Origin of the sequence: gamma proteobacterium SS-5 (assembly GCA_009497875.2) — a bacterium.
Taxonomy (GTDB): Bacteria; Pseudomonadota; Gammaproteobacteria; order Chromatiales; family Chromatiaceae; genus Magnetovirga; species Magnetovirga frankeli.
Map to the genome: position 1 here is coordinate 1,013,880 of CP032508.2, position 13,740 is coordinate 1,027,619.

Genomic DNA, 13,740 nt, shown 5'->3' on the forward strand with positions numbered 1-13,740 from the left:
CTCAATTGAGCATTACCCGGAAGGAGATTTACATGGCTACTCCTACTCAAGACACCAACACCAATCTGACCTGGCGTCGTTTCGAAGATGGTGTAGATCAATGGGATGAACTGACCGACAAGATCTTTGTCCAGGATACCTCCCATAAGTGCCCCACCTATATCCACAAGACGCCGCCCTGTCAGGGTAGCTGCCCGTCAGGTGAGGATATCCGTGGCTATCTGGCGATCGTCCGGCAGCAGGAAAAGCCACCGGCAGACATGGATTGGCGTGAGTACGCCTTCCGCCGCTCCACCGATGCCAACCCCTTCCCCTCCATGATGGGCCGGGTCTGTCCGGCACCCTGTCAGGATGGCTGTAACCGCAACGACGTGGACGACTTCGTCGGCATCAACGCCGTCGAGCAATATATCGGCGATACTGCCCTGGAGCAGGGCTACAAGTTTCAGGCCGGTGCCGATACCGGCAAGAAGGTGGCCGTGATCGGTGGCGGTCCGGCCGGCATGGCTGCGGCCTATCAGCTGCGCCGCATGGGTCACGGGGTCACCCTTTTTGAACGCGACCCGGAGCTGGGCGGCATGATGCGCTATGGCATCCCCAACTACCGCATCCCGCGTGACAAGCTCGCAGCCGAGATCCAGCGCATCCTGGACATGGGCGTAGAGGCCCGCACCGGGGTCAGCGTGGGTACAGATATCCCGGTCGCCGACCTGGAGCGGGACTACGACGCCATTCTCTGGGCCCTGGGCTGTCAGACCGGCCGTGGCCTGCCCGTGCCCGGCTGGGAAGGTACCCCTAACTGCGTCAGCGGCGTCGCCTTCCTCAAGGCCTTCAACGAGGGTCGGATGAAGGCCACCGGCAAGAAGCTGGTCTGTATCGGCGGTGGCGATACCTCCATCGACGTCATCTCCGTGGCCCGTCGGCTGGGCTCCAATGAGGCCGCCGGCAAGCCGGAGGACGTGGTGCATGATCGCAGCATGCAGCACGATCAGGCCATCGCCGATGCCGCAGTGCCCTCTGAGGCGACCCTGACCTCCCTGTTCACCAAGGACAAGATGTTCGCCGCCGAGCACGAGATCCACGACGCCCTGACCGAGGGCTGCGCCATCCTCGATGGCGTCATGCCGCTGGAAGTAATCCTGGGTGCCGATGGCCGTGCCACCGGCCTCAAGGTGTGCGACTGCACCATGGACGGCATGAAGCCGGTCCCAGTGGAGGGCACCGAGCGCGTGCTGGAGGCGGATATTATCGTTTCGGCCATTGGCCAGGGCGGCGACATGACCGGGCTGGAGGAGCTGGCCAATGAGCGTAACCTGATCGATGCCGACAAGTTCTATCAGGTGCCCGGCAAGAAGGGCCACTTCGTGGCTGGTGATATCGTGCGTCCACACCTGCTTACCACCGCCATCGGTCAGGCCTCCATCGTATCCGACTCGATCAACGAGTACCTGAACAACCAGGAGCACAAGAAGCGCCCCAAGATCGATGTACACCACTTTGATCTGAACAAGAAGCTGGAAGAGACCGGCCTGACCCCCGAGCCCTTCGTGCATGACGATCGGGGCGATCTGCGCGGCACCGATGGTGGCGACTGGGCGGTGCACAACTACGACGACCGTTCCTTCGCCGAGGTGGTCGGCAGCGATGAGCTGTTCCTGGGCCATTTCAAGTACGAGGCGCGCTACCTGCGCTCGGAAGACGTACCCAGCAGCGATCAGGTACTGCACCACTTCACCGAGCGCATGTCGGCCCTGGCAGAAGAACAGGTAGTGGGCGAGGCCAAGCGCTGCATGAGTTGCGGTATGTGCTTCGAGTGTGACAACTGCGTCATCTACTGCCCGCAGGATGCCGTGTTCCGCGTCAACAAGAGCAAGAGCACCACGGGCCGCTATGTGGATACCGACTACACCCGCTGCATCGGCTGCCACATTTGCGCGGATGTCTGCCCCACCGGCTACATCCAGATGGGTTTGGGTGAATAAGGAGGCCCCATGGCTTCAGCGCTGAAAGCTAATCTGTTCCGCCTGTTGGCCCTGCCCCTGTTGTTGGGGCTGGCCTGGGCGGTGGTGGCGGGGCAGGGAGCCCCGTCGGGGGCCGGTGTGCCTGGCACGTCCAAGGCCGAGCAGGCCGGGGCGACCTGTGTCAGGCCCACGGAGGAAATGCGCCGTTACCATATGGACCTGATTCAACATGAGCGTGATCGCACGGTGCGCGAGGGTATTCGCGTGACCGATGGCAGCCTGGCCGGTTGCGTGGATTGCCACAGTCGGCAGGATGCCAACCAGCAGCCGGTAGCGATTGATGCCGAGGGTGAATTCTGTCAAGGCTGTCATGGCTTTACCGCAGTGAATATCACCTGCTTCCAGTGTCACAGTTCCGTGCCGGCCACTGTCAGTGCAAGCCGCTGAATTCGGATAAAGGTAGAAGATCGAGATGAGCAAGTCTGAGGTTCACACTTCCGAGGATCAGGTCAACGCGTCACGCCGATCCTTCATCGGCAAGACCGCGGCCCTGACCACTGCGGCCATTGCCCCTGGCCTGTTCCTGCACACCAGCGCCGGTGCCCGCGACCCGTCCCAGGCCGTGACCGACAAGGTGCGTTGGGGCATGTTGATCGACACCAACAAGTGCGCCGACGGCTGCACCGAGTGCGTCAGCGCCTGCAACAAGGAAAATGGCCTGCCCGATCACGGCCGCCCGGCATCGGACCCGCAGTGGATCCGCAAGGTCAAGCTGCGTGACAACCTGACCGGTCGCGAGACCAACCTGCCCATGCTCTGCCAGCACTGCGAGCATCCCCCTTGTGTCGATGTCTGCCCCACCGGGGCCTCGTTCAAGCGGGCCGATGGCATCGTCATGGTGGACCGTCATGTCTGCATCGGCTGCCGCTACTGCATGATGGCCTGCCCCTACAAGGCGCGCTCCTTCATCCACGAGACCATCACGGAAAAGCCCACCCATGCCCCCCGTGGCAAGGGCTGCGTCGAGTCCTGCACCCTCTGCGTGCACCGGCTGGACCGGGGCGAGACCACCACCGCCTGCGCCGAGGCCTGTCCCCATCAGGCGATCCTGTTTGGTGACCTGAACGACCCCAACAGCGAGCTGGCGCAGCGTCTCAAGTCTGAACCCAGTCGGCAGATCCGCGCCGATCTGCAGTTGAACACCGGCGTGCGCTACACCTCTATCTGAGCGGAGACCCAAGACCGATGAAAAAGATGTATTTCCGCGAATGGGCCATAGAAAGCCCCAAATACTGGGGCATACTGGCCTTCCTTGGCCTGTTCATCGGTGCCGCGGCCCTGTCCGTGCTTTATATGGAGCACGAGGGGCACTACGTCACCGGTATGAACAACCAGGTGGTCTGGGGCACGCCCCATGTGTTCGCCGTGTTTCTGATCGTCGCCGCCAGTGGCGCCCTCAACGTCGCCTCCATCGGCTCGGTGTTCGGCGTCAAGCTGTACAAGCCCTTGGCACCCCTGTCCGGCCTGCTCGCCATCATGTTGCTGGTGGGCGGCCTGCTGGTGCTGGTGCTGGACCTGGGTCGGCCGGATCGGCTGTTGGTGGCCATGACCACCTATAACTTCAAGTCCATCTTTGCCTGGAATATCTATCTCTACACCGGCTTCATGGTCATAGTGGCGGCCTATCTGTTCACCATGATGGAGCGCAAGGCCAACCAGTACACCCAGCAGATGGGCCTGCTGGCCTTTGTCTGGCGCCTGGCCCTGACCACGGGTACCGGCTCCATCTTCGGCTTCCTAGTGGCGCGTCAGGCCTATGACGCTGCCATCATGGCACCCATGTTCATCATCATGTCCTTCAGCTACGGTCTGGCCTTTTTCCTGCTCATGCTGATCTACACCTTCAAGGCCGAGGGCCGCCCCCTGGGTGATATGATCCTGCATCGGCTGAAGAACCTGCTCGGCGTGTTCATCGCCGCCGTGCTCTTCTTCACCATCGTCTATCACCTGACCAACCTCTATGTGACCGAGAACCATGCCCTGGAGTCCTTCATCCTGGTCAGTGGTGGCGGCTATACCCTGGCCTTCTGGGTGTTTGAGGTCTTCCTCGGTGGTCTGCTGCCCCTGGCCATCCTGTTCCACCCGGCATTGGGCATAAACCGCAACTGGATCGTTGGCGCTGCCCTGCTGGTCCTGCTCGGTGGGCTGGCCAAGATCTTTGTCATCATCATCGGTGGCCAGGCCTTTCCCATGGCCCTGTTTCCCGGTCAGACGGTGATCGAGAGCAGCTTTGGCGATGGCATCAACGGTCAGGCGGCGCAATACATGGCCTCCCTGCCAGAGGTCCTGCTCGGCTTCGGTGGCGTGGCCCTGGCCATTGCCGGCACCCTGGTGGCGGTGCGCCTGCTCAAGTTCCTGCCCCGCGCCCTGGATGACGAATCCCTCGACACCCAGGTCGCCAAGCACTGAGCCCAGAGGCGGGGCATGGCTGCCTGATCTGAGTCGATGCGGCTGGTGTTGATGGAGCAGGGGGCGAGAGGCTCGATATCCCGAGCACTTGCCCAGTGGCTTTGTGACATGACTTGCGATTCGTCTCTTGCGCCCCAGAGGGATCGGCCACTACCGGCCGCGCCAGGTTGGAACTATGACCGCCTTTTATCTCTCCGCCACCCATAAATCCTCCGGCAAGACCAGCCTCAGCATAGGCCTGGCCGCTGCCATGCGCCAATCCGGCAGGCCTGTGCAGACCTTCAAGAAGGGCCCGGACTACATCGACCCCCTGTGGCATGCCCGTGCCTCTGGCCGCCCCTGTTACAACCTGGATTTCAACACCCAGGGGCGGGAGGAGATCCTTGCCCTGTACCGGCGCAAGGCCCAGGGGGCCGAGGTGGTGCTGGTGGAGGGCAACAAGGGCCTGTTCGACGGCATGGACCTGCTCGGCTCGGACAGCAATGCGGCCATGGCCCTGCTGCTCGATCTGCCCATAGTGCTGGTGCTGGACGTGCAGGGCATCATCCGCGGCGTGGCCCCCCTGCTGCTCGGCTACAGCCAGTTCCAGCCCGGCGTGCGCCTGGCCGGGGTGATCCTCAACAAGGTGGGCGGCAGTCGGCATGAGGCCAAGGTGCGCCAGACCATCGAGCACTATACCGATATCCCCATCCTGGGCGCGGTACACCGCAGCGAGGAGCTGCGCATCGAAGAGCGCCACCTGGGCCTGGTGCCGAGCAACGAGGCCGCCGGGGTGGACGCCACTATTGCACGCTTTGCTGATAGGGTGCGCGAGCAGGTGGATCTGTCGGCCCTGCTGGCCCTGCGAGGGCCGTCCCTTGGCCCAGTCCCGACCGAGCCTGTCGGCCGGATGCCCGATGTGCGCCTGGCCATAGCCCGGGATGCCGCCTTCGGCTTCTACTACGCCGATGACCTGGAGGCCCTGGAGCGGGCCGGTGCCCGGTTGCTGCCCTTCAGCCCCCTGCACGACGGGTGCATGCCTAAGGCCGATGGCCTGTTTCTTGGCGGCGGATTCCCTGAGACGCACATGGAATCCCTGGCCGCCAATGGCGCTATGCTGGAATCCATACGCCGCTTCATCCGGCAAGGTGGCCCCTGCTACGCCGAGTGCGGCGGCCTGATGTATCTGTGCCGCGAGCTGCGCTGGCGGGGCAGGGCGGCCCCCATGGCCGGGGTGATCTCGGCCGATGCCGTGATGTATGATCAACCCCAGGGCCGGGGCTATGTGCTGATGCAGCAGACCCCAGCACACCCCTGGCCGGGTGGTGATCAGGATCGCCAGTTGCCGGTGCATGAATTCCATTATTCGCGCCTGGAGAATCTGGCCCCCGGCCACGCCTTTGCCTACAGCCTGAGCCGTGGCATGGGCATAGACGGTAGCCGGGACGGCCTGATCAGCCAGAATCTGCTGGCCAGTTACGGCCATCAACGTCAGGTGGCGGGTAACCCCTGGGCAGACCGCTTTCTGGCCTTTATCCGGCAGTGCAGGGGCGCTGCCGCAAAACCATCGATGGGGTGAGACTATGTTCAGAATGACTTCAGCCGCAGCGCAACAGGTTCAGCAGGCAATCAGGCAGGGCGGTGCCGAGGGCATGGCCCTGCGCCTGGCGGCAGTGACCCGGGAGGATGGCAGCCTGGATTACCGCATGGGCTTCGATGAGGTCAGTGACGACGACATCAGCATCACCAGCGAGGGCATAGAGGTGGTAATGGAGCCGGAATATGCCCCCCTGCTGGATGAGACCCTGCTGGATTTCGCACGCCTGGAGGGTGAAGAGGAGCCGCAGTTTATCTTCATCAACCCCAAGGACGCCAACTACGCCCCGCCGCAGGGCAACTGAGACTGGGGTCGGCCATGGAAGAGGTCTGCGCCGAGGACAGTCTGCGCCTCAATGTGCTGCTTGCCAGTCGCCCCCTGGCTATCCGTATCCAGCAATCAGGTCTGCGTCTGCAGGCCCTGACCGAGTCCGGAGAGCGCGAGATCGCCCTCAACCCCAATTGCCGGGAAGACCTTTACCTGCGTCGGGTGCGCGCCCTGATCTCCGGTCACCTGCTCGGCTCGCCCGGTGGTTATCCGGTGTATATCAAGCGCTGGACGCGCATGGGTCAGATGCAGATGCGGGATGAGAGCCTGGAGCAGTTGCTCCTGTTGGCCGAGCCCGAGGCGGTGATGGCGGCGGTAAGCGCCCCCGGCCTGACAGACGAGCTGGCCCGGCGTGCCTGGTGGTGCCTGCCGGATGCCGACAACGCCCGCTCCATGCTGGCCAATCCCCGCATCTGTCAGGGCCGCATGGGGCCAGAGCTGGCCGCCTACCTGTTGGAGCACCTGCCGTTTGAGACCGAGCCCGAGCCGATGATACAGAGCGTGGCGCTGGTCTTGCAGGAGGGGCTGATCGACGAGGCGGCACGGCTTGAGCTGTGGCACAAGGCGGCGCGCAAGAGCGCCTATCTGGTGGGTTTTCTCGTCGGTGCCCCGGACGCCATTCCGCTGAGCCTGCCGCCAAGCCCCCTGCTGGCAGGGGTGGCCGATGACCTGCAGCGGCTGGCGCAACAGGGCAATGCCCATGCCGCAGCCCTGGCTCGCCTGTTGCAGCCCCAGGGTCAGGCCTTTCTCAAGACCCTGCAAGGGGTGCTGAAAAAACCGCCCAATCAAGAGGTGTTGGAGGCCGCCCTTGCCGCCGTGCAGGGCTACCTGGCAGCCCTGAGGCCCGAGGGTGGGCCAAACCAGGACCTGATTCAACTGGCCGAACAGGCGGAACAAGAGCTAGGGCAACTGCCCGAGCTGGTCGCCTGCCAGCAGGCCCTGCCCCAGCTCAGGCCGCAATGGCTGGCCCTGCGCCAACTCTCTGGATTGGGCTACGCCATACTGCGCCCGCACCTGGGCGACAGCAGCGCCATCGGCAGCCTGATGCGGCGCAAGCTGGAGCCGGTCACCCAGGGGCTGAACCAACTGATCGAAACCCTCAGCAGCAGGCCTTGATAAACCCCGTAGCCCGGATGCAGCGAAGCGGAATCCGGGGTGGCCCCTTTACACATACGAGTAGGCGCTCGGAACTCCCAGGATGGCTTGCGCTCTGTCCTCCGCCTGCTCAGGCAAAGAAATACAGGCTGATGAGAATGCCGCCGAAGGCCACCAGGGCACCGGAGATCTTCAGGTTCACCTCGGGTGATTTCAGGTTGCTGTGGCCGCGGAACATGGGAAACATGGACAGCAGGCCAAGCAATACAAACAGCCCGCCCAGTCCCAGGGAGGCAAACTTGAGCAGCTTGGCCTTGTCTATGCCCACCCCGGAGACGCCGCTGCCTATGGTGTTCAGGCGATTGGCCCAGACCGGCTCGACCAGGACGAGCAACAATAGGAAAGAGAAAAAAATCATCAAAACAGGTAGTTTTGCAAACATGATGGACCTCATTGAGCAGCCAGTATGCGGCAGGTAGAAGCAATAGTGGCATAGATGAGGGGCCAGCGCCAGAAGGCCCAGCCGGGTCTGATCCGGCCTTGACCATCCTGTGCGCTGTTTGGCCACAGAGCCACAGAATACACAGATAAAGCAAGGTATTGCGGCAGAGATGCCGCCCCCTGATAGGTGACCCTGCCGGAGATGCAACGCAGGGAAAATAGGCCGTGATTCCGGCAACTGTCCTGCGCGGCCCCCCTTTACTAAGGGGGAGGCCAACTTCCCCCCCCCCTTTTTTTTTCACAAAGGGGGGCAGGGGGATTTCTTCGGCCCCCGCGTAATTACCAGCGCCGGAATCCCCCTCAATCCCCCTTTTGCAAAGGGGGAGGCCAACCTCAAGCCCCCTTTTGCAATATGGCCTCGGCCTGGGCCAGGGCCTGCTCCAGCGCTGCACCATCCGGCGCACTGAGGTTGATATGCCCCAGCTTGCGGCCGGGACGCCCCTGTTTGCCATAGTCGTGCAAATGGGCGCCTTCGATGGTCAGCACCTCGGCGGCGGGCGGCATTCGGCCGATGCAGTTGAGCATGGCGCTGGGGCCTAGGGCACGGGGACTGCCCAGGGGCAGTCCGGCAACGGCGCGCAGGTGGTTCTCAAACTGACTGGTCTCGGCACCGTTGAGGGTCCAGTGGCCGGAGTTGTGCACCCTGGGGGCGAACTCGTTGGCTAGCAGCCGATCCCCCAGTTGAAACAGTTCCAGGGCGAGTACGCCGACATAGTCCAGCCGTTCCAGCAGGCGGCCGATGTACTCCTCCGCCAGGGGCTGCATGGGGTCGTCGGGGCGGGCGATGGAGCGGGACAAGATGCCCTGCCGGTGGGTATTTTCGGTCAGGGGATAGCAGCGCACCTCACCGCCGGGATGGCGCACGGCGATGATCGACACCTCACGCTCAAAGGGTACCAAGGCCTCCAGGATGGCCGCCCTTTGGCCTATGGCCGCCCAAGCCGCCGCAGCATCCTGGGGCTGGCGGATCACCGCCTGGCCCTTGCCGTCATAGCCCTCGCGGCGGATCTTCAGCAGGGCCGGCAGGCCGATCTGGTCCATTCCCCGTTGCAGGTCATCCAGGCCGTCGATGGCGACAAAGTCCGGCGTGGCAATGTCGAGCTGGCGGAACAGGCTGTTTTCCTGCAACCGGTCCTGACCCAGGGCGAGGGCCGCCAGCGGGGGATAGACGGTACAGCGCGGGGCCAGGAACTCCAGGCTGCGGCTGGGCACGTTTTCGAATTCGTAGGTGATGCAATCCACCCGCTCGGCCAGCCGCAGCAGGGCCTCAAGGTCGTCAAAGGCGGCCTGGTGCTGCACGGCAACGGAGGCGGCGCAGGCCTCGGCAGAGGGGTCGATGAATTCCAGCCTAAGCCCCAGGGGATGCCCGGCCAGGGCCAGCATCTGCGCCAATTGCCCGCCGCCCAGTACGCCGATCCTCATGCCGGTTCGCTGTCCGGCTGGCTGGGGTCGGGCCGGGCCAGCACCCGCTCGGTCTGGGCCTGACGAAAGGCCTCCAGCGCTTGTAGATACTGCGGGAATTTATTGGCCAGGATGGCAGCGGCCAACAGGCCGGCGTTGGTGGCACCGGCACGGCCTATGGCCAGGGTGCCCACCGGGATACCGGCCGGCATCTGGGCGATGGAGAGCAGGGAGTCCATGCCGTTGAGCGCCTTGGACTGCACCGGCACGCCGAGCACCGGCAGGCTGGTCTTGGCCGCCGTCATGCCGGGCAGATGGGCCGCCCCGCCGGCACCGGCGATAATCACCTCGATGCCTCGCCCACGGGCGCTCTCGGCATAGGCAAACAGCCGATCCGGGGTGCGGTGGGCGGAGACCACCTGGGTTTCGTGGGGTATGTCCAGTTGCTGCAGGACATCCGCAGCGTGGCGCATTGTGTCCCAGTCAGAGGTAGAGCCCATGATGATGCCGACCAGAGGTTCCATGTTGTGTCCTCAATTTGATCAAGCGGGGCAGTTTACCCCATATTTTTTACCCCTGGCCAACCACAAATGCGGAATTCGGCGGAATTCTGCTAATCTTGCCGCCATAACAATCGGAGAGGGGCGCTCAACCCATGCTCAATGACAAGTCCATACTGGTAACCGGGGGCACCGGCTCCTTTGGCAAGGCCTTTATCCGTCGGGTGCTGGCCGACTACCGGCCCAGGCGGCTGGTGGTATTTTCCCGCGATGAGCTCAAACAGTTCGAGATGCAGCAGGTGTTTTCCACTGAGGAGCACCGCTGTCTGCGCTATTTCATCGGCAGCGTGCGCGACAAGGACCGCCTCTACCGTGCCCTGGACGGCATAGATATCGTTATCCACGCCGCCGCCCTCAAACAGGTGCCGGCCTGCGAATACAACCCCATGGAGGCGGTCAAGACCAACATCATGGGCGCGGGCAACCTGATCGACGCCTGCATCGACAAAGGCGTGGAGAAGGTCATCGCCCTAAGCACCGACAAGGCGGCCAACCCGATCAACCTCTACGGTGCCACCAAGCTCTGCTCGGACAAGCTGTTCATCGCCGGCAACCACTACTCCGGTGGCCAGCCGCCTTGGTTCAGCGTGGTGCGCTACGGCAATGTGGTCGGCTCACGCGGCAGCGTGGTGCCCTTTTTTCTGAAGGAGCGGGACAAGGGCGTGCTGCCCATCACCGACCCGCGCATGACCCGCTTTTGGATCACCATCAACCAGGGCGTGCAGTTTGTCCTCGACAGCCTGACGCGGATGCGCGGTGGCGAGATCTTCGTGCCCAAGATCCCCAGCATGAACATCATGGACCTGGCCCGCGCCATAGGCCCTGACTGCCGTACCCAGGTGGTGGGCATACGCCCGGGGGAAAAGCTGCACGAGGTCATGGTGCCCGAGGACGAGGCCCACAACAGCCTGGAGTTTGCCGATCACTTCGTCGTCTTCTCCGAGGAAGCCCGTCTGGAAAAGGCCCTGGAACGGCAGGGCGGCCAGCGCTGCGTCGATGGCTTCTCCTACAACAGCCACAGCAACCCGGTCTGGCTGGACGGCGACACCCTGGCCAGCTATATCCAGGATCTGGAGCTGGAATGAGCCAGAAAGAGTCATTCAGGCGGATCTTTCAGCCTGTTTGCCAGGCAGGCCCACTCACCCATCGGGTGATGGCCTCAGGCATTGTGATCCCATGAAAAGACAAGGTTTAATCTGCGCAAATCGGCCTAATCCGCGGTTTATAGGATGATCCCCTACGGTCGTCACAGCCTGGATGCCAGTGATCTGGCCGCCGTGGTCCAGGTACTGGAGGACGGCCTGCTCACCGGCGGGCCCCAGGTGGGATGCTTTGAGCAGGCCCTGGCCCAGTTCAGCGGCGCAGCCCAGGCGGTGGTGGTATCCAGCGGCACCGCCGCCCTGCACCTGGCCTATCAGGCCTTGGGGCTGGGGCCGGGGGATGAGGTCATAGTCCCCGCCATCACCTTCGCCGCCACCGCCAATGCCGCTCTCTACTGCGGTGCCCGACCGGTATTTGCCGATGTGCTGGCCGATAGCCTGCTCATCGACCCGGCCTCCGTCGAGGCCTGCATCAGCCCCGCCAGCCGCGCCCTGGTGGCAGTGGACTACGCCGGCCAGCCCTGCGACTACGCCGAGCTGAGCGAGCTGGCCCAGCGCTATGGTCTGCACCTGGTTGCCGATGCCTGTCACAGCCTGGGGGCCAGCTACCAAGACCGGCCAGTGGGGCAGCTGGCAGATGTCAGCTGTCTGAGCTTCCATCCAGTCAAGCCCATCACCAGCGGCGAGGGCGGTGCCCTGCTTTGCCAGGATGCCCAGCTGGCCGAGCGACTGCGCCGTCTGCGTAATCACGGCCTGGACAGCGATTTCGCCCAGCGCGAGGGCTGGCAATACGCCATGCTGGAGCTGGGCTACAACTATCGTCTGACCGATATCCAATGCGCCCTGGGTCTGTCGCAACTCCAGCGCCTGCCTGACTTTATCGCCCGCAGACAGGCCATAGCCAGGCGCTATGCGGCCGCCTTCGCCGCACTGCCCGCTATCCAGCCGCTAGGCCTGCGCCCCTACCGCAGCCACGGCTATCATCTCTATGTGGCGCGCCTGCCCGGTGGTGCCGGGCGCTGGTTCCAGCCCCTGCGTCGGCTGGGGCTGGGGGTCAACGTGCACTACCAACCGGTCTATCTGCACCCCTACTATCAACAACTGGGCTACGCCGCCGGGCTCTGCCCCCAGGCCGAGCGGGCCTACACCGAGATCCTCAGCCTGCCCCTGTACCCGGCCATGAGCGATGCCGAGGTGGAGCAGGTGATCCACTGCCTGTGCCAGGTGGGTGAGGAGATTGGGTTGTGATGGGGAATTGACACAGCAACGGGGCCAGCTGGCCCCGTTGTTGGTGTTGCCCGGCAGAGGTGGGGAGGATGTGGCTCAGGCGCCGGTGATGCGCTCGAACTTGGCCATCAGCTCTTCCTGGGACTCGTCGTGGTTGGGGTCGGGTATGATGCAGTCCACCGGGCACACCTCCACGCACTGAGAGGTCTCGTAATGGCCCACGCACTCGGTGCAGAGGTCGGGGTTGATCTCATAGATCTCGTCGCCCTGGTAGATTGCCTCGTTGGGGCATTCGGGTTCGCATACATCACAGTTGATGCATTCATCGGTAATTATCAAAGCCATGCTGGTCTCCTGTCACTGGCCCGGCTTGCGCCCGGCTAATTTCTTGTTTAATGCGGCCTCGACCGCCGGGTGGACAAAGTCTGCCACATCTCCGCCCAGGCTGGCGATTTCTTTGATCAGGCTGGAGGAGATGTAGCCAAATTGCTCGGCCGGGGTCAGGAAAAGGGTCTCCATCTCCGCCGCCAGGCGGCGATTCATCCCCGCCAGTTGAAATTCATACTCGAAATCCGATACCGCGCGCAGGCCGCGCAGTATGACCTGCGCCTGCTGCTCGCGGCAGAAATCCACCAGCAGGGTGTCGAAGGGGCAGATCACCACGTTATCGCAGCCCGCCACCACCTGATCGATCAGGGCCACCCGCTCGTCCAGGCTGAACAGGGGTTGCTTGCCCTGACTCACCGCCACACCCACCACCACCCGGCCAAATAGCCGACAGGCGCGGCTGATCAGGTCGCTGTGACCGTGGGTGATGGGGTCAAAGGTGCCCGGATAGACGGCGGTAATCATCGAGTCTTGTCTCCTCGCCCAGGGAGCGGCAGCAGGTCCGGCCCAACCTGGGTTGGCCAAAGGATAGCGACATCTGCGTCAGAGGCAAATGATATTACGCATTAATTGGCTTGCAAACAAAGAGGCATTGGGACGCAGAGCGCGCTGAGTCTGTGCTTGCTCCATTCAACCCAGCGATCTCTGCGCTTCTTGGCGTTCTCTGCGTCCTTTTCATGGAAAAAAGGACTATCCCTGAAAAGACCCAGCTGGCCAGCTACGCCCAACCCGGCTAAACTTGCCATGAGCGAACCAAAACCTGGAACGCCTCATGAACCTGGCCAAAGAAGACATCGACTACATCAAGCATCACATAGGCGAATGGCTTGCCGAGGCCTCTCTTGGCAAGCCACCTGTGGTCTATGAGATCGAGCTGCGCGAACGCATGGTGCGGGTCGAAGAAGAACTCAAACACCAGCGTGAACTCATGAAGCAGGGCTTTGACGCCATGGACAGGCGCTTCGAGGCCATGGACAAACGTTTTGAGATGGTGGAGAAGCGTTTTGAAGACCTGAACAAGCGTTTCGACCGATTCATGATCTGGAGCCTCAGCCTGACCCTCAGCGTCGGTGGCATGGTCATTGCGGCCCTCAAGCTCTGGCCCTGATTTCAGACCACGCCATCCGCCCCTCGCC

General features: G+C 63.1%; 15 protein-coding genes. 10 read left to right on the forward strand and 5 right to left on the reverse strand.

The features are described 5' to 3' along the window. Nucleotides 1-32: 32 nt before the first annotated feature. The 7 genes from D5125_09895 (at nt 33) to D5125_09925 (ending at nt 7,449) form a co-directional block, all read left to right on the forward strand. On the forward strand, nt 33-1,982 hold the full coding sequence (locus D5125_09895) for an NAD(P)-binding protein (GenBank protein ID QFY89774.1): 1,950 nt from the start codon (nt 33-35) through the stop codon (nt 1,980-1,982). A 9-nt stretch (nt 1,983-1,991) separates the two neighbouring features. Next, complete coding sequence (locus tag D5125_09900; GenBank protein QFY89775.1) at nt 1,992-2,408, forward strand: hypothetical protein; 417 nt, start codon at nt 1,992-1,994, stop codon at nt 2,406-2,408. A 25-nt stretch (nt 2,409-2,433) separates the two neighbouring features. Next, on the forward strand, nt 2,434-3,189 hold the full coding sequence (locus tag D5125_09905; protein ID QFY89776.1) for a 4Fe-4S dicluster domain-containing protein: 756 nt from the start codon (nt 2,434-2,436) through the stop codon (nt 3,187-3,189). 17 nt (nt 3,190-3,206) lie between these two features. Beyond that, nucleotides 3,207-4,430 carry a polysulfide reductase NrfD gene (nrfD, locus tag D5125_09910; protein ID QFY89777.1) on the forward strand — a complete coding sequence of 408 codons (1,224 nt, stop codon included), beginning with the start codon at nt 3,207-3,209 and terminating at the stop codon, nt 4,428-4,430. Nucleotides 4,431-4,605: 175 nt separating this feature from the next. After that, nucleotides 4,606-5,988 carry a cobyrinate a,c-diamide synthase gene (locus D5125_09915; GenBank protein ID QFY89778.1) on the forward strand — a complete coding sequence of 461 codons (1,383 nt, stop codon included), beginning with the start codon at nt 4,606-4,608 and terminating at the stop codon, nt 5,986-5,988. Between the two features lie 4 nt (nt 5,989-5,992). Continuing rightward, nucleotides 5,993-6,310 (forward strand): iron-sulfur cluster assembly accessory protein, encoded by a 318-nt coding sequence (locus D5125_09920; protein ID QFY89779.1) that lies wholly within the window; start codon nt 5,993-5,995, stop codon nt 6,308-6,310. 14 nt (nt 6,311-6,324) lie between these two features. Then, on the forward strand, nt 6,325-7,449 hold the full coding sequence (locus D5125_09925; GenBank protein ID QFY89780.1) for a sulfur reduction protein DsrS: 1,125 nt from the start codon (nt 6,325-6,327) through the stop codon (nt 7,447-7,449). Nucleotides 7,450-7,558: 109 nt separating this feature from the next. Here D5125_09925 and D5125_09930 read toward each other — a convergent pair whose 3' ends face one another. From D5125_09930 to purE, 3 genes are all read right to left on the reverse strand, one after another. After that, entirely contained in the window at nt 7,559-7,846 is a 288-nt protein-coding gene (locus tag D5125_09930; protein ID QFY89781.1) for a hypothetical protein, read from the reverse strand. Nucleotides 7,847-8,262: 416 nt separating this feature from the next. Beyond that, entirely contained in the window at nt 8,263-9,351 is a 1,089-nt protein-coding gene (locus tag D5125_09935) for a 5-(carboxyamino)imidazole ribonucleotide synthase (GenBank protein QFY89782.1), read from the reverse strand. Then, nucleotides 9,348-9,854: a 5-(carboxyamino)imidazole ribonucleotide mutase gene (gene purE, locus D5125_09940; GenBank protein ID QFY89783.1), complete on the reverse strand. Its 507-nt coding sequence runs from the start codon at nt 9,852-9,854 to the stop codon at nt 9,348-9,350. Before purE ends, D5125_09935 begins: the two co-directional genes overlap by 4 nt. Before the next feature lie 131 nt (nt 9,855-9,985). On the opposite strand from purE, the gene pseB reads away from it, so the two are divergent. Next, nucleotides 9,986-10,975 carry a UDP-N-acetylglucosamine 4,6-dehydratase (inverting) gene (pseB, locus tag D5125_09945; GenBank protein QFY89784.1) on the forward strand — a complete coding sequence of 330 codons (990 nt, stop codon included), beginning with the start codon at nt 9,986-9,988 and terminating at the stop codon, nt 10,973-10,975. Nucleotides 10,976-11,119: 144 nt separating this feature from the next. After that, on the forward strand, nt 11,120-12,238 hold the full coding sequence (gene pseC, locus D5125_09950; protein ID QFY89785.1) for a UDP-4-amino-4,6-dideoxy-N-acetyl-beta-L-altrosamine transaminase: 1,119 nt from the start codon (nt 11,120-11,122) through the stop codon (nt 12,236-12,238). A 75-nt stretch (nt 12,239-12,313) separates the two neighbouring features. Here pseC and D5125_09955 read toward each other — a convergent pair whose 3' ends face one another. Next, the gene (locus D5125_09955; protein QFY89786.1) at nt 12,314-12,562 is read right to left on the reverse strand and encodes a YfhL family 4Fe-4S dicluster ferredoxin; all 249 of its coding nucleotides are present in this window, start codon (nt 12,560-12,562) and stop codon (nt 12,314-12,316) included. A gap of 12 nt (nt 12,563-12,574) precedes the next feature. Then, the gene (coaD, locus tag D5125_09960; GenBank protein ID QFY89787.1) at nt 12,575-13,069 is read right to left on the reverse strand and encodes a pantetheine-phosphate adenylyltransferase; all 495 of its coding nucleotides are present in this window, start codon (nt 13,067-13,069) and stop codon (nt 12,575-12,577) included. 307 nt (nt 13,070-13,376) lie between these two features. Between coaD and D5125_09965 the strand changes: the two genes are divergently transcribed. Further along, nucleotides 13,377-13,712, forward strand: coding sequence for a hypothetical protein (locus D5125_09965; protein QFY89788.1), 336 nt, complete (start codon nt 13,377-13,379; stop codon nt 13,710-13,712). Nucleotides 13,713-13,740: the final 28 nt, after the last annotated feature.